Below are 15,185 nucleotides of genomic sequence, written 5' to 3'. Positions count from 1 at the left end.
TATGCCCTCAGGCCAGATGGATGGGATTCGGACTCAGGATCACCGGATCCTGGGAGGCCCGCCCGCAGGCGGCGCTACGGTTGTCGCCCCAGGCAAAAACCGTTGCGCCGTCACAGGCCAGTACATGGCCTGCCCCGGCGGCCAAGCGGGTGACCGGCGGCAGGCCGGCAATCCGCAAGGCCTGCGGCGACGAATGCGGCTGCCGCAAGCCGATCTGTCCCAGCCCATTCCAACCCCAGGCAAAGACTTCGCCTTGCTCGGATAGCGCCGCCGTATAAAACAGGCCGCCGTCGATCTGGCGCACGGGGAAATCGGTGTGGATCCTGACGGGGCGAATGAAATAAGCGCCTTCGTCGCTGCCCGTCTGGCCATGATTGTTCGCGCCCCAGGCCCATAGCTGGCCGGCCGCATCCAGGGCCATGCTGTGCGTATCGCCCGCAGCGATGTCGGTGACGGGCTCAGGCAGCACTACCTTGGCCGGCTGGCTGGAAGATTTGAGATTGCCATGTCCCAACTGGCCGGCCTGATTGGCGCCCCAGCTCCAGACGCCGCCCGACTGATCCAGGGCCAAAGCGTGCGCCGAGCCACAGGCCAGGCGGTCAATGGCGGGCAGGCCGTCCAGTACCGCCGCAGAGTTCTGAGCCGGCAGCGCCGGTCGGCCAAGCTGGCCCAGATGATTGAAACCCCAGGACCATACGGCGCCGTTCTTCAGCACGGCCAGGCTGACGGTCTGCATGGTGGCCAATTGCCGTATCCCGTGGGGCATTGCCTCGACCGCCTGGTGGGCGGCGCCATGGTCCGGTGCAATTACTGGCCGGCAGGCCAGCAAGGCTCCGCTATCGCAAGCCCCCAATATGTGAGTGCTGCCGTCGGCGATCAGGTGAAAGGGTGTGCCGGGGTTGAGCATCTGCGCATAAGGCTGGGCATAGCGCCGGTGCCCGACTTCGCTCTTGTCCGTAGAACACAAGGCTGATGGAAGCGCGTCTTGCAAGCTGGGATAGGCGGTTTTGAAGGCTCCCCACCCCCAAGCCGCGCCTTTGTCGTCGAGTGCCACAGAGCGCTGCGAGCCCGCACTGATCTGGACTATGGCCATAATATGTCTCGTTGTTATTAATTGTTAAATATTCTAGCCTGGAACCTGCGCCGCGCCGCGCTTATTTCAGGAACGTGCGTCCGGTACGGATCCGACCGCTGGTTCCCGTGGCCGATCCCGTAACCGATCCCGCCGCTTGCGGGCGCCGCGATCCGCGAGCAATATTCGTCTAGCTTCGTCGAGCGGCAAGGCCCGTGCGGTCAGAACGCTGCCAACCGGAGTTCACGGTAGGCCTGGACGAGGTCGTCGAGGCGGAACGCCCGATTGAGCCCGCTGGGGTTCGGCAGAACCCAGGCGACGGCGCCCGCGAATCGCTCGGGCTGCAACCCCCACGCAATGTCCCGCCGGCCCGAGATGGCCGAATAAGCCGCCTTGCCCAGGAAGGCGATATATGCGGGGGCGAACAGCTCTATTTTCCGATGGAGCGTTCCATGAGATGCCTGGAATTCCTGCCTGGACACCTCATCGGCCCGAATCGTGGGCCGATCCACCACGACGGTCAAGCCGCAGCCGTACTGCAATATGCGTCGATCATTGGTGGGCTCGATGAGCTCGGCAGTAAAGCCGGCGAGGTGTATCGCTTTCCAGAAGCGATTGCTTTTGTTTGTGAAGTGGTGCCCGGACACCACGGCAGACAATCCCGGATTCAGCCCGCAGAACACAACCGAAAGGCCGCCCGTGAGCACGTCGGGAAGTTTGGGCGGTAAAGGATCAGGTACCAGCGGTTCTGCGGCCATGTGCGGCGCCTTCGGCGAAAAAACCGGCGCCGCGAAGCCGCCGATTCCTTATGCAAGCCATTGAGCAAAGTGCAATGTAGTCACGCCAATCATACCCTGGCCCCATGCGCCGCGTGCCAGCCTAGCCCACTTGCACTGCTTCTGCCCTTGTTCTGGGAAACGGTCGAAAAGCCATCAGGATCAGCATCGCCGCCAGCCCCATGCCCCACGAGCCCACATACATCAGCGTATAGCTGTCCAGGCGGTCGTAGATCAGGCCGCCGAGCAGCGGCCCCGTGGACATGCCCAGGCTGCCGGCCATTGCCAATGCGCCGATGACCGTGCCCATCATCTTCAACGGGAAATTCTCGCGGACGATCACGGCATACAGCGGCATCGTGCCGGCATAGATGAAACCGACCGCCGTCGCGACGACATAGAAGCCGGCGAGTCGGTTGACGGATGCATAGGCCAGCACCGCGAAAGCCTGTGCCAGCAGGCCGATGACGAGGACGCGCTGCGCGCCGAACCGGTCGCCCGCCAGGCCGAAGCCGATGCGGCCGAACATACCGGCCAGCCCCTCGACGCTGTAGATCGTTACTGCCGCGATCATCGGAATGCCGCAGGTCACCGCGTAGCTTACCGTGTGGAAGATCGGGCCCGAGTGCGTGGCGCAGCAGAAGAAGTTCGCCAGCATCAAAAGGATGAACTGCCGTGAGCGCACCGCTTCGGCCACGGTCATGTCCGCCGGCCGCTCGCCGGCCGCCATACCGGCCTGCGTGCCGTCGTCCGGTGTCGGAGGCCGGCGCACCAGCAGCGCGGCGGGGATCATCAGAGCCGCCGCAATGCCGGCGACGGCCAGCATCGCGCTGCGCCAGCCGTAAGCGGTGACCAGCCAGGCGGCGAGCGGAGCCATGGTCATCGGCGCCATGCCCATGCCCGCCGACACCAGCGACACGGCCAGCCCCCGCTGCGTATCGAACCAGCCGGTGACGCAGGCCATCATCGGCGCAAAGACCGCGGCCGTCGCGGTACCGACCAGCAGGCCAAAGACAAGCTGGAACTCGGCCAGCGACGTCGCGCGGCTGGCCAGCGCCAGGCTCGCCGCCAGTACCACCGACCCGACCAGCACAACCGGACGCGAGCCGTAGCGGTCGGACAGACTGCCCCACGCCAGGCTGGCGGCTCCCATGGAGAGAAAGCCGAAGGTCATCGCGGCGGAGATGCCCGCGACCGACCAGCCCGTGTCGTGTGACATCGGCCGCAGGAAGATGGGCAGCGAGAACATCGCACCCATGGCGACGCAGCCCAGCAGACCGCCGGCCGCGACGATGACCCAGCGATAGGGGTGATTCATGGGGTGTGTCTCCTGGAATCTGAAAGCGCGTTCGGCTAGCCAAGCGCCGGGTGCGCCGCCCCGGCCCAATTCGACCAATTCCAGCGCTTCGGCCTAGCGCACGTGAACCTGGTTATTCCGCAATCTGGGGCTCGACCAGATGGGCAAGCTGCGCCAGCGATTCCTGCCAGCCGAGGTAGCATGCCTCGGTAGGAATGATTTCGGGAATGCCGGCCTGCTGGATGCTGACCTCCGTCCCGCATGAAACGGCACGCAGCTTCACCACTACCTTCATCTCGCCCGGCAGCTTGGGGTCGTCGAATGTGTCGACGTACTCGATGCGTTCGTCGGGCACCAGCTTCAGGTATTCGCCTCGGAATGAATGGCTGTGGCCGGTCGAGAAATTCTCGAACGACATCCGGAAGCCGCCGCCGACGCGGGCATCGAACTGATGCACGTGGCAAATGAAGCCATAGGGCGGCAGCCACTTGGCCAGGGCCGCGCCGTGCACGAAGGCGCGGTAGACCTTCTCGGGCGTGGTGCGCAGGACGCGATGGAGTTGGACGGTTCCGGTGGGCATGTTCATGTCTCCTTGGGTCGGGAATGGCCTGGATTGCCTATTTTGTGTACACCGTACACATATCATAGAAGCCAGAGCAAATGCTGTCCACCTATGAGGCCCGAATTCTTGTAAGCAATTGCTCCCAGTTGGGGAGACGCTGATGAGTTCTTTTCGAGCTAAAAATTGGTTAACACAGTGTCGATTTATTGTGCGCTATCCAGGCTCGCGCGCAACGCATGTGTTGACGTTGCTTGAAAAATCAAACGAGACTCGGATTCCGTAATCTTCGTCAGCACGACGGCGCTAGTGTTGCCCTTATACACTATAGTGGACGCCACATTAACGGCCGGTTCTACTCCCGGCCGCATGTATGATGCATGCGATCCCGTATGGAGCCATTCAGAACCGAGCGCAGCCGCCGCACATGCAGAAGCCGCCCCTAACTGGAAGCCTCCTTGCAGATGGCCGACTTTGTTGGCGACAAGATAGTCATTTTCCACGGTCATGGCAGCACCTTCCGGCGTTGGCCGTGGTGTCACTCCCCAGAACGCCCGGCAAAACGGGCGCTCTTTTGCCCGCGCCTCGGAAATTGCATGCTCAGCGCGATCAAGCACCAATAGTTCTTGCCGGCTGTGGTCTTTCGGCATCGCACCATCGGGTTTGCCCAGTGCCGGCCGTACGGATTTCGTTGTCGCCGCAGATGAAAGCAGCACGAAGCTTGCTATGGCTAGGCCAACGCAGCCGTCGGCGCCTTCGATAGAAATTTGGACGCTCCCACGCTTAGCGGCGAGATTCTGAGATAAGCCAACGAAGTTCGATGTGGCCGTCAGTTTGCCGGTGAGAGGGATCCCGCTCAGTTGAAGATAGATATTGGACGTCGCGAGCCGCCCATAATGCTTCAACAGCGAGCGAACAGAAGTGGCAAGTGCGATGTCTACAAAAACCCCAAAACTAATCGCATCGATTTCACCGTTCTCGTCGGTGCAGTGCGGCCCTTGCTGGATAGCAATGCATGCACGGTTGTGGCGCCGCTCGTACTGGAAATCCAGAAAATGGCCCAGCAGATGTAAGCCTGGCTGACGATCGGCGATGACGGCGCGGCGTACGCGCGCCTCGATAGATGAGCAATCGTCATCCGAAAGCATATGGTAATCGCTCACTCAGGTTTTTCCCGGCTAGGAACAATACGGGCTTCAGCCCTTGGGCCAAACCCGCCAAGCGGCTCATAATGAGCGCGGCGCTTTTTGACTGCCTCTCCAGCGCCATGCTCACGCACCTCCTTGAAAAAGGCGAATTCGCCATCTTCAAATTTCAGCTTGAGACCAAATGCGTGGCCAAAATAACTCTCAGTGAATGCCTGTCCCATGCCCATCGATTCCCAAACCATATGGGTATAGGCCTTACCCATGACAATCCCGTCGATCGGCAGAATCGCAATTCTCCGCGCTTCCGCCATGGCAGCCTCGGCCAATTCTTCGCTCGGGACTGCCCGGTTAATCAAGCCGATCAATGACGCTTCGCGGCCGCTCCAAGTGCGGCCGGTCGTCATCATTTCTCTGGTTCGCTTGTAGCCAATCAAGTGAGCGTAAAGGCGGATTATCGTTATTCCTGAAATCCCCGCCACTTGGCCAAGATTTCCGATATTTGCGTCGTCGGCTGCAATGGTAATATCGCAACAAGCCTGCAGCGCATTGCCAAGCTCTATGCAGTGGCCACGGACTTCGGCAATTGTCGGCTTCAATGAAAAAAAGAGCCGTCTCCACACTTGTCTTAAATCACGCTCCAGCATCAACTGATGACGATTGGCGAGCCGGTCTTTGGTTTTTGACCGGACGCCAAAGCCGTCGAAATAGCCATTTAAATCGTGGCCCGAGCAAAAATTATCGCCCTCACCCCGAATCAAAACGACTTTTACGTCGTCATCTTTCTCCCAAGCATCAATCGTATCCAATAACTGTTCTTCTCCCCAGAACGGGGTGGCGTTTTTCTTGCCGGGATTACTCAACGTTACGGTAGCAATTTTCGCCTCGCGGTCTACTTCGTACTTGATGTAATCAAACGGGTATTTTTTTCTAGACATGGTTTTATTTGCCTATAGCTATATTTAGTATACGAATACGCTGCATGAATCCCGATGCCTCCATGCCCCGTGGCGAGGCGGCTGCCGACCATGCCCAAGGCGGCATGTTGAGGCAACCCGACCGATGCGTATGTCATGGAAACCTCTTGTCTTTGTTATAGTGAACAGCGCTCCTGGGATGAAACGCCGGGAATTCTATTTCCCCGGTTTGGCTGGCATGGGCAACGTGGGATCTTGAATCACACCAGTCGCAGCCCACGCCGCCAACTGTTCGGCCTGCTTATCTGGATCCACGCAATTGAATCGGCTCAGAATTGCGACGGTATCCTCGCCCAAGTGCGGCGGTGCGAGCCGCACACTTTGCTCGAAGTGTTGATACTTGATCGGCCGCATTGGCGCACGCAATTTGCCCACGCCCAGCTTACCGACCAGCTGTCGGTGCTCGACCTGAGGGTGGTTGACCAGATCCGCCACGTTGAGAACCGGCCCACAAGGCACATCATGCTCCGCGAAAATCGCTTCCCACTCGGCCGTCGTACGGGTAGCCATTACTGCGGCGAGGTCTCGTGACAGCACTTCACTGTGCGCCGCTCGAGTCGAAAGAGTGGCATAGCGTGGATCATCGATCCATTCCGCGTGCCCCAGTGCGCGGCACAAATTACGCCAAAAGCCCTGGTTGAACGCGGCCACTACGAGATAGCCGTCCGAGGTGGGGAATCCTCCCATCGGTACAACCGTAGGATGGGCGCCGCCAGTACGTACCGGCACTTTGCCCACCAGCTCGTAGTACGGAATGTAATAGCCCATGATGTTGAACAGGCAATCGAAATTGCTCACATCGATGAATTGCCCCTTGCCGTTGCGGTCTCGATCTCGCAAGGCGACGATGACGGCCATCGCAGCGTAAAGCCCGGGAATATAATCACCCACTGAAAGCCCGGCGCGCATGGGCGGCCCGTCTTGTGTGCCGGTCAGAGACATAAGCCCCGACATGGCTTGAATGACACTGTCAAACGCCGGCCTATCACGCAATGGGCCTTCTTGGCCGAACCCGCTGATTGCACAATATATCAATTGTGGATTTAGTTTAAGCAGGTCATCGTATCCAAGGCCTAGGCCTTCCATAACGCCTGGCCTGAAATTATGTAGTACAACATCGGCTTGCTTTACTAGGGTTTCCAGCAATGCCTTACCCTGCGGGTTTTTCAGATTTAGCGCAACACTGTATTTATTTCGATTCACCGCCGCGAAAAAATGACTGATGCCTTCGTCATGCGGCGGCGTGCCTCGCGCTGTATCTCCGCGGCCGGGATTCTCTATTTTCAGCACCGTAGCGCCCAGGTCGGCCAGCGTCATTGAGGCGAATGGGCCGGCAATGACGTGTGTGAGATCGATAATGGTAGTGCCGGCCAATGGTAAGCGTTTGTCCACGGGAGCGCCGGAATGCCGCATATTCTGGGATGATGGCTGCGATGCTGCGTTTAAGCTCATTCCAACTCTCCTTGCCGATTATCCGAGGAAGGAAAATCGGCAATCGCCAGATTCAATTCGCGCAAAATCGCCGCGGTGCTATTTCCCAGGGCCGGTGGCCCGAGGTGAGGGGCCGCGCGGCCATTAATGCGTATCGGTGGTGCGATCGTTTCAATTTCTCCTGAAATTGGGTGCTGCATACTGATAAATGTGCCATTGTGCTTGGCCTGCTCGTCGTTAAGTACTTCTTGCAGATTGTTCACTGGCCCGTTCGGCACCTGCGCCTCATCCAGCAGTTCCAGCCAATACTGCCTTGGACGTGTCTTGAATAGATCATTGAGCAAAGCATTAACCTGAGCACGATTGGCGACCCTGCTTTTGATATTGACGAACCGAGGGTCGCGCGCGTATTCGCCTATGCCCAGCCCTTCGCACATCCGATACCAATACTCGTCGCGTGTCGCGGCGATGACAAATTGCCCGTCGGCTGCCTGATAAACGTCCCAGGGTGATGCCTGCGGATGGCTTGCCCCGATCCGGCTCAACGCCCTTTTTTCGGCGAACATCTGTTGATAGCGTAGATTCAGCATTGAAATCATGCATTCGAACATCGCAATCTCGACGTGCTGAGGCTCGCCGCTGCGACGTTGTTCAAGCACAGCGAGCACTACCCCCAATGCCCCAAAAATGCCGGACGTGATATCCGCGATCGGTGCCCCCGCCGGTAGAGGCCCACCGTCGGGCTCTCCGGTAATGCTCATCAAGCCTGACATCGCCTGCAGCACGACGTCCAGCCCTTGTTTATGGCTATATGGCCCGGTGGCCCCAAATGCCGATAGCGAGCAATAGATCAAGCGAGGATTCACTGCGAGCAGGCTGTGGTAGTCCAAGCCGATTCGCGCCATTTTTCCTGGCCGGAAGTTCTCAACAACGACATGTGCGTCGCGGATCAAATCCCGCGCTGCTCGCTGGCCGGCCTCCGACTTCAAGTTCAGCTCTACACTTTTCTTGTTGCGATTCAAGGCAAGGAAGCCGACATGCTCTCCTTGTACTCGCACTGTGCCGGAACTGCGAAATGCCTCGCCGCCCGGCGGCTCGATCTTAATCACCTCGGCACCGTAATCGCCAAGCAGCATCGTGCACATCGGGCCTGCGGCGTGATGGGTGAAATCAATCACCCGTACCCCCGCCAGCGGCAGGCTGGGGTGCCTCGCGGCGCTGTCCATATCCGATGTCTGGATCGGATCAGCCAAAGGAATCGTAGAGTTTATGTCAGTCACTGCCGACGACCCACTGTGGTTGTGCACGTTGCCGAGGCCACTTGAAATCTCCTTAATATTTTTCTATATGATCGCATAGCGCACAATATATTCGCAATGCGTACATAATGTACAATTCCCCAAGACGTGGTGTCAAGTAAAACCCCAGCGCTCACTTTCTATTCGAGAGCAAGTGCGGCTAGTGACGAGAGAAGCGGCGGAAGAAATAGGTTGGGTAAGATTCGTGGCCGCGTTCAATCACTAGAACGCGATTTGGCTATGATCTGCGTCATGGGGTGAGGTCTGGGTTGACCGTTGCCCGAATAGTGCAAGTTCACCCGTAATACTCGCCTTGCCACTTGCCGGTTCTTATTAACGTTGGGGCGCGTGGGTATGTCGGGCAGCGGATAATTCTTATCGACTCAAGGCTGCGTGTGCTTGGGCGGCGCTGGCATATTTCAAGGGAGCGGCACGGCGCAGTTCTCCGCCATGCTGGCCGGCGGCAGTCGGTTAAACAGCCAAAGGGGGTAGTGGTTTGGTTCGAGGCCGTATGTTATCCAGCTATCGCAGGCGAGTAGGCCGGCGGGCTGGGCGGCTCAGCGGTGGCTGTGTAGCTCTGCCTCGATCTTTTCCACCGTTTGCCGGATACGAGGTAGGAATTTGCGGTGGAGCTGTGTGAGGCTGACGCGCGTCGAGTATGAGCTGACATTCACCGCGGCGATGGTCTTGCCCGATGTGTCACGAATCGGCATGGCCACGGAGCGTATCCCGTGCTCGATTTCCTGGTCGATCAAGTACCAGCCTTGCGTGCGCGCGACCTCGATCTCACCCGCGAGCACCTTTGGATCCGTGATGGTGTGTGGTGCGCGTGGCTCCAGCTTTGCGCGCTTCAAGTAGTTTGCGAGTTCCGACGGGCCCAACGCTGCCAATAGAATGCGTCCCGCCGCCGTGCAGTATGCGGGGAGTGTCGAGCCTGCGCGCAGATTGGCGCCAACCAGGCGGCTCACCGTGACGCGTGCAATGTACAGGATGGCGTCCTGATCAAGCACAGACACGCCGCAGGATTCGTCCAGTTCCGATGCAAGCTGCTGGAGATAGGGCTGAGCAATCTGAGGCAGTTCCTGAGACGAGAGATAGGCGTACCCAAGCTCTAAGGTTCGCGGCAGCAGACGATAACCTCGATCAGTCCGGCCCACATAGCCCAGACGCTCCAGAGTGAGAAGAAATCTCCGAGCGGCCGCACGAGTGATCGCGGTTGCTTCCGCGACTTGGGTCAGGGTCATTTCTTTGCTGGTTCCCAAGCAACAGATCACTGCCAGGCCCCGCTCAAGCGACTGCACGTGATCCCGTATCCACGACTCGCCGACCGCTTGTTCATCCGTTGTGCGCATGGCGCGCATTATATCATCGCGTCCGTTGACGCCCTGGTATAGCCCAGATATACTGTTCGCACAACGTACATATAGTGCGCAATGCGAACAATATTCAAGAGGCTATTTTGAAGAAATGCCCATATGAATTTGTGACGTATCGTGTAGGCCTTCAGGCGGAAATGGCGGCCATGATGCTGAACAGCCTGGGCAAGCACAACGCATCGCTATTCTGCGGTGAGAAGCAGCCCGCCGATGTCATTGACGGCCGGAAGAGGAATGGCGATGTCAAGAGCCTTGTCGCATGCAGGGAGGGCAACCACTTCTGGGGCAGACGTGCTCTCAAAAGGTATTTCGAGGGATCCGGCGCTTGCCTCAAAACGAGTGGGCAAGGCGTTCTTCCCAATAGGTACCGGTTTGTCCTCTCGCACGATATGCGGCAGGGCGGGTGGCGTCCGCTTTTCTCCCTCAAACTGACCGCCGCCCAGACAAGCAACTTATGCATCGAGGCTGGCTGTTTCGACGGGGGCGCGGAGACGGCCAGCGGATAAGAGATCTTACAGGTAGGCAAACAACATCGGAGGAGACTAAATCATGCGAACATTCATCGCGGCGGCGCTGCTCGCGCTCACCTTCTCGCAGGCGTACGGGAAAGACACTTATCCCGACAGGCCGATACGCCTGGTGATCGCCTATGCGGCAGGTGGGCCGACGGATGAAGTCGGCCGCATCTACGCAAGCAAACTTTCGGAATACCTAGGAACCCCGGTCATCGTGGACAATCGCGCGGGCGCTTCCGGCATCATTGGCACAGAGATCGTCGCGAAGGCTCCAGCGGACGGCTATACGTTGCTGCTTGGCGTCATCAGCACTCACGCCCTGCATCCCGCATTGGGTCGCAAGCTCTCCTATGATGCCGTGCGCGATTTTGCTCCTGTGGCTTTGGCGGTCAAAGTTCCAATGGTCATCGTCGTGAATCCGAAAGTCTTGCCAGCGACGAACGTCAAGACTCTGATCAAGGAACTTAAGGAACACCCAGGGAAGTATCGGTTCGGGTCGTCCGGCTACGGTGGGATCAGCCACATGTGTTTCGAACTGTTCAAATATCGCGCCGGAATTACCGACTTCACGCACGTGCCTTACCGGGGCACTGGCCCAGCGTTCACGGATCTCCTCGGCGGACACATCAGTGCTCTTTGCGAGGGTGTGGGAGGCGCTGCCGGACATATACGCGCCGGTACGGTGCGAGGCATCGCGACAGCCACTTTGCAGCGCGCTCATGCGCTGCCGGAGCTTCCGACCGTCTCCGAGAGCGGCTTGCCCGGGTTCGAGGCGTACACATGGAATATGTTTTTCGCCCCGCGCGGTACACCTCCCGCGATTGTGCAGCGACTGAATACCGAGATCAATCGCGTTGCCAAGGATCCGGCCATTCGCAAGAAACTCGATCGCTTGGGCGTAGAGGTTGTCGACGACTCCACTCCTGCAAGCCTGCAAGACTTCGTGCCCAGCGAGATCAAGAAATGGTCGGCCGTGGTCAAAGCAGCCGGGCTGAAGGCGAACGACTGACGGAGGCCTGAGACGGGATGAGCTTGTCAAAACGGTGCGGCGAGTGCGGGCCTTGCGCCACACGGGAACGGTGCAACTCCAGGCAATAAAAGCCTGGAAAGAAGGACGAGCCAGGAAAGAAGGCTACGGTTGCCCTTCGGTTTCTCCAACGCCGTCGAGCGGCGGCATCCAGCCAACACGGCGGCGCGTCCAGATTTGCGCCTGTGGACGGCCCACCTGGTCGCGCTGCGCCAGAGTGCCGACCCGCAGCGAATAACGCTTCGGCGTGCCGGGGTCGGTCGCATAGAGCTGTGTGCCGCACTCCTCGCAAAAGCCAGTTACTCGCTGCGCGCCGCTGTCGGCAGTCTTCGCATAGTGGCGCGGCTTGCCTTGCAGCAAACGGAACGTTTCGGCCGGCGCAGTGATGTTCGTGCGGAACGCCGAACCCGACATAATCTGGCAGTCGAGGCAGTGGCAAATCCGCATCGAGCCGGGTTGAACCTCTGCTTCGTAGCGAATTGCGCCGCAGTGACATTGCCCTTGCACTTTCATTGCTGTCTCCTAAGCAGCCACGGAATGGCTTGAAGTTGTCGACCGACCATACGCCATCTTATCTCTGAATTCCACCGGGCGCCGCTGCTCTTTTTAACGGTCGAGCGCTCGGCGAGTCCGGCGGAATCGCTGTCTGCCCACGACTTCCTGCTTGAAGGCCGCGTCGAATTTCCGCCGTATTTTCATCTCTGTATCCTCGATAGGCAGATTGTCGGCCTATCAGAGTGTCTATAGAAATTAGAGCACCACACAACCTAGGTGGATACAATCTCTTGACACTTCACAACTAAACGAGAGCGACCATGCGCCTCGAGAACTTGCGCTACTTTCTCGCCGTCGCCGACGAATCAAGTGTCGGACGTGCAGCGCATCGGCTGGGTGTTACCCAGCCGGCTTTGACGAAGGGCATCCAGCGGCTGGAACAGGATCTGGGTCTTCCTTTATTCGAACGTTCCGCAAAAGGCATGACGCTGACGCGCGTGGGAGCGTCGTTTCTCGAACGAGTGCATCTCATAGCGCTCGCGATGGATGATGTCGTACGCGAGGCGAACGATATCCGGGTAGGGCAGGCAGGCAAGCTCAGGGTAGGCGTGGCGCCGCAATTCGCGGACGAGCTGTTTTCCCCCGCCTGTGCGGATCTTATCGCGCAGCGCCCCGGCGCACGCTTGGAGGTGCACACACACCTGAACGATGCCTTGTTCGATATGTTGCGGCGTGGCGACCTCGATCTCTGCATCGCGGGCCTTGAGGATAGAGCGCATGCCGAGATGGAGCAAATACCGTTGTTTCCTGACGAAATGTGCGTGGGGTTGCGTGCGGGACACCCGATTCTGAGCAGGCCGAACCTGAGTTTCAGGGATATTGCCGCCGAGCGTTGGATATTGCCCGGGCGCAGTGTGGTAGCGCGTAGGCGATTGGATGAGCGCGTGGCCGAACTGGGCTTGCCGCCGGTCAATGTCGTCATCGAGTGGAGCGCGTCGATTGGGCACCGGCTGAACCTGGTGCGGAACACGGATTTGCTGACGGTGCTGAGCCTGCGCCTAGTGCGATCTGAGGCAGGCCGAGGATTGACGAGCGTGCCGCTGGAGCAGGCTGTCTGGATACGACAGGTCGGAATCGCTCATCGTAAGGGCGCCTATCTCTCACCCTTGGCACATCGCCTGATCGAAATCCTGCTGGAACACTCGCTCCACTCCTAGGTTTTCGCCCTATAACCAATCGGAATCGACGCGAGCCGTCTGGTTATCACTGGCGACAGTTCCTGTTGATAAGATGGGCAAATTGAAACCGTCCCAGGAGGGGTAGGTGATCTCCCACGATATCGCTTTGCCGATTTCGGTCATTCCTGGATTCGTCGAGCGCACGGATGCTTGGCTGGCGCAATGCGCTCCCGGCGTGCGCATTTCCAAATTCGGCCATCCCGGCGACGGTAACTTGCACTATAACGTGCATGCTCCGGCCGGGCTCGACTCGCGCGCATATCTGCAGCAGCGCGAAGACGACATCCGGGATGGTGTCTACGAGTCGGCCCATCGAGCCGGCAGCACGTTCTCGGCCGAGCACGGGATAGGCAGCCTGAAACTGGGCTGGATGTCAGCTTATAAAGCTGCGGCCGAGATTGGGATGATGCGGGCCATCAAGCAAGCCCTGGATCCCCGGTTAATCATGAATCCGCATCGGGTTCTTCCCAATGTCCCTCACTTTTCATAGAGCGAGTTGCACGATGGAAAATCGACGCATACTGATCCTAATGGCCGACGAGCACTCGACTAAGATGCTCGGATGCCAGGGCAACCCGAACATACACACGCCCAACCTGGATCGCTTGGCCAGCCAGGGTACCCTGTTCTCCGCCGCGTATTGCAATTCGCCTATCTGTGTGCCGGCACGCGCTGCGTTTGCCACGGGCCGTTATGTGCACGAAACGGCCTGCTGGGACAACGCTTTCGGCTATGACGGCCGAATGCCGAGCTGGGGGCATCTGCTGTCGGCCCGAGGCCTGAGCTCCTATTCCATCGGCAAGCTGCACTACAAGAACGAGCGCGACGACACCGGGTTCACCGAACAGATACTGCCAATGCACTTGGTGAACGGTGTCGGCGATGTACTGGGTTGCGTCCGCGATCCGCTGCCCGTCCGCCACAAAAGCCGGGCGCTCGCGACCGACATCGGCCCGGGCGAAAGTGATTACAACGCCTATGACCGGTCGATCGCGGCAGCAGCCTGCGACTGGATAGGGAAGCATGCCGACGAGTCCTGGGTACTGTTTGTTTCGTTTGTCGCCCCGCATTTCCCACTGATTTGTCCCCCCGAGTTCTACCGGCTTTATGACCCGGCCAAGGTCGCTCTGCCGAAGTTGCACAAGCCCGAGGAGTGGCCGCGGCACCCTTGGGTGGCCGCCCTGCGGGATTGCTTCCGCTTCGACGATTACTTCAAGGACGACGACCAGCGCTGCATCGCGATCGCATCCTACATGGGGCTCTGTACTTTCGTCGACCATCAGATCGGACAAGTCCTGGGCGCGCTGGACGAAGCCGGAATCGGTGGCGAAACCCTGGTGATATACACGAGCGACCACGGTGACAACGTCGGTTCGCGGGGCCTGTGGGGCAAGTCGGTGATGTACGAGGAATCGGTGGCGGTGCCGCTGATCATACGCGCACCCGAACGAACCGGCGGGGATACTGTCGCCACACCGGTGTCTCACCTGGACATTGCGCCAACTTTGACCGATTGGCTGGGAATGACGCCGGATCCGCAGTGGCGCGGTAAGTCGCTACTGCGGATCGCGAACGCGCCGAAAGACGACTCCCGCGTAATCCTCAGCGAATACCACGCTGCCGGTTCCCGCAGCGCTGCGTTCATGATCCGGCAAGGTACGTGGAAGCTGGTCTGGTACGCCGATGCGCCGTCCCAATTGTTCGACTTGGCGACCGACCCGGAGGAACTGATGGACTTGGCGGACGATGCCGGATGCGCCGCCATTCGCAAGGCGCTCACCGACACATTGTTCGATATCTGCGATCCGGTTGCCACCGACAGGCGCGCCAAGGAGGATCAGCAGGCGCTCGTCGACCAGCACGGGGGCGCGGAGGCCGTGGTGGCACGCGGCGGTTTCGGCGCAACGCCTGCGCCGGGAAGGGCCGCTGTTTTCGCGGGGCGACCGTAACGCCGAGTTCGGCAGATTCATCACATCCAT

At 59.3% G+C, this 15,185-nt stretch carries 15 protein-coding genes; 5 read left to right on the top strand and 10 right to left on the bottom strand.

Translation table 11 applies throughout. The features are described 5' to 3' along the window. Window positions 1–7: 7 nt before the first annotated feature. The 9 genes from CEY11_RS13470 to CEY11_RS13435 all read right to left on the bottom strand — a co-directional run bounded on the left by CEY11_RS13470 (window position 8) and on the right by CEY11_RS13435 (window position 9,907). Complete coding sequence (locus CEY11_RS13470; RefSeq protein ID WP_088603915.1) at window positions 8–1,093, bottom strand: RCC1 domain-containing protein; 1,086 nt, start codon at window positions 1,091–1,093, stop codon at window positions 8–10. A gap of 200 nt (window positions 1,094–1,293) precedes the next feature. Further along, on the bottom strand, window positions 1,294–1,830 hold the full coding sequence (gene mug, locus CEY11_RS13465; protein ID WP_088603914.1) for a G/U mismatch-specific DNA glycosylase: 537 nt from the start codon (window positions 1,828–1,830) through the stop codon (window positions 1,294–1,296). 121 nt (window positions 1,831–1,951) lie between these two features. Beyond that, window positions 1,952–3,166: an MFS transporter gene (locus CEY11_RS13460; RefSeq protein ID WP_088603913.1), complete on the bottom strand. Its 1,215-nt coding sequence runs from the start codon at window positions 3,164–3,166 to the stop codon at window positions 1,952–1,954. A 112-nt stretch (window positions 3,167–3,278) separates the two neighbouring features. After that, a complete protein-coding gene (locus CEY11_RS13455) occupies window positions 3,279–3,725 on the bottom strand; it encodes an SRPBCC family protein (RefSeq protein WP_088604034.1) in 447 nt (148 codons plus the stop codon). A gap of 185 nt (window positions 3,726–3,910) precedes the next feature. Then, window positions 3,911–4,867: a hypothetical protein gene (locus CEY11_RS25140; protein WP_143322835.1), complete on the bottom strand. Its 957-nt coding sequence runs from the start codon at window positions 4,865–4,867 to the stop codon at window positions 3,911–3,913. Then, a complete protein-coding gene (locus tag CEY11_RS13450) occupies window positions 4,864–5,787 on the bottom strand; it encodes an enoyl-CoA hydratase/isomerase family protein (protein WP_088603912.1) in 924 nt (307 codons plus the stop codon). The genes CEY11_RS25140 and CEY11_RS13450 overlap by 4 nt, the downstream gene beginning before the upstream one ends. A 195-nt stretch (window positions 5,788–5,982) precedes the next feature. Beyond that, window positions 5,983–7,278: a CaiB/BaiF CoA transferase family protein gene (locus CEY11_RS13445; RefSeq protein ID WP_088603911.1), complete on the bottom strand. Its 1,296-nt coding sequence runs from the start codon at window positions 7,276–7,278 to the stop codon at window positions 5,983–5,985. Continuing rightward, window positions 7,275–8,510 (bottom strand): CaiB/BaiF CoA transferase family protein, encoded by a 1,236-nt coding sequence (locus CEY11_RS13440; RefSeq protein ID WP_143322832.1) that lies wholly within the window; start codon window positions 8,508–8,510, stop codon window positions 7,275–7,277. Before CEY11_RS13440 ends, CEY11_RS13445 begins: the two co-directional genes overlap by 4 nt. Before the next feature lie 602 nt (window positions 8,511–9,112). Then, window positions 9,113–9,907, bottom strand: a complete 795-nt coding sequence (locus CEY11_RS13435) for an IclR family transcriptional regulator domain-containing protein (RefSeq protein ID WP_088603909.1) — start codon at window positions 9,905–9,907, stop codon at window positions 9,113–9,115. Window positions 9,908–10,077: 170 nt separating this feature from the next. On the opposite strand from CEY11_RS13435, the gene CEY11_RS13430 reads away from it, so the two are divergent. Then, window positions 10,078–10,437, top strand: coding sequence for a hypothetical protein (locus CEY11_RS13430; RefSeq protein ID WP_143322829.1), 360 nt, complete (start codon window positions 10,078–10,080; stop codon window positions 10,435–10,437). Between the two features lie 43 nt (window positions 10,438–10,480). Further along, window positions 10,481–11,455 (top strand): Bug family tripartite tricarboxylate transporter substrate binding protein, encoded by a 975-nt coding sequence (locus tag CEY11_RS13425; RefSeq protein ID WP_088603907.1) that lies wholly within the window; start codon window positions 10,481–10,483, stop codon window positions 11,453–11,455. A 123-nt stretch (window positions 11,456–11,578) separates the two neighbouring features. Here the strand turns inward: CEY11_RS13425 and CEY11_RS13420 are convergent, their stop codons facing one another. Next, a complete protein-coding gene (locus CEY11_RS13420; protein WP_088603906.1) occupies window positions 11,579–11,986 on the bottom strand; it encodes a GFA family protein in 408 nt (135 codons plus the stop codon). Between the two features lie 302 nt (window positions 11,987–12,288). On the opposite strand from CEY11_RS13420, the gene CEY11_RS13415 reads away from it, so the two are divergent. From CEY11_RS13415 to CEY11_RS13405, 3 genes are all read left to right on the top strand, one after another. After that, window positions 12,289–13,185: a LysR family transcriptional regulator gene (locus CEY11_RS13415; RefSeq protein ID WP_088603905.1), complete on the top strand. Its 897-nt coding sequence runs from the start codon at window positions 12,289–12,291 to the stop codon at window positions 13,183–13,185. 106 nt (window positions 13,186–13,291) lie between these two features. After that, on the top strand, window positions 13,292–13,696 hold the full coding sequence (locus CEY11_RS13410) for an FAD-binding oxidoreductase (RefSeq protein ID WP_088603904.1): 405 nt from the start codon (window positions 13,292–13,294) through the stop codon (window positions 13,694–13,696). A gap of 13 nt (window positions 13,697–13,709) precedes the next feature. Next, window positions 13,710–15,155: a sulfatase-like hydrolase/transferase gene (locus CEY11_RS13405; protein WP_088603903.1), complete on the top strand. Its 1,446-nt coding sequence runs from the start codon at window positions 13,710–13,712 to the stop codon at window positions 15,153–15,155. Window positions 15,156–15,185 lie beyond the last annotated feature (30 nt).

The organism is Candidimonas nitroreducens (genome assembly GCF_002209565.1).
Lineage (GTDB): Bacteria > Pseudomonadota > Gammaproteobacteria > Burkholderiales > Burkholderiaceae_B > Candidimonas > Candidimonas nitroreducens.
This window is presented reverse-complemented; position numbering and strand designations above follow the sequence as displayed.

Bases quoted from the DNA above. Each gene is read 5' to 3' on its own strand.
- CEY11_RS13425 (WP_088603907.1), top strand. From the start codon at position 10,481: ATGCGAACATTCATCGCGGCGGCGCTGCTCGCGCTCACCTTCTCGCAG.
- CEY11_RS13455 (WP_088604034.1), bottom strand. From the start codon at position 3,725: ATGCCCACCGGAACCGTCCAACTCCATCGCGTCCTGCGCACCACGCCC.
- CEY11_RS13445 (WP_088603911.1), bottom strand. From the start codon at position 7,278: ATGAGCTTAAACGCAGCATCGCAGCCATCATCCCAGAATATGCGGCAT.
- CEY11_RS13415 (WP_088603905.1), top strand. From the start codon at position 12,289: ATGCGCCTCGAGAACTTGCGCTACTTTCTCGCCGTCGCCGACGAATCA.
- mug (WP_088603914.1), bottom strand. From the start codon at position 1,830: ATGGCCGCAGAACCGCTGGTACCTGATCCTTTACCGCCCAAACTTCCC.
- CEY11_RS13430 (WP_143322829.1), top strand. From the start codon at position 10,078: ATGATGCTGAACAGCCTGGGCAAGCACAACGCATCGCTATTCTGCGGT.
- CEY11_RS13435 (WP_088603909.1), bottom strand. From the start codon at position 9,907: ATGCGCACAACGGATGAACAAGCGGTCGGCGAGTCGTGGATACGGGAT.
- CEY11_RS13405 (WP_088603903.1), top strand. From the start codon at position 13,710: ATGGAAAATCGACGCATACTGATCCTAATGGCCGACGAGCACTCGACT.
- CEY11_RS13470 (WP_088603915.1), bottom strand. From the start codon at position 1,093: ATGGCCATAGTCCAGATCAGTGCGGGCTCGCAGCGCTCTGTGGCACTC.
- CEY11_RS13460 (WP_088603913.1), bottom strand. From the start codon at position 3,166: ATGAATCACCCCTATCGCTGGGTCATCGTCGCGGCCGGCGGTCTGCTG.
- CEY11_RS13420 (WP_088603906.1), bottom strand. From the start codon at position 11,986: ATGAAAGTGCAAGGGCAATGTCACTGCGGCGCAATTCGCTACGAAGCA.
- CEY11_RS13450 (WP_088603912.1), bottom strand. From the start codon at position 5,787: ATGTCTAGAAAAAAATACCCGTTTGATTACATCAAGTACGAAGTAGAC.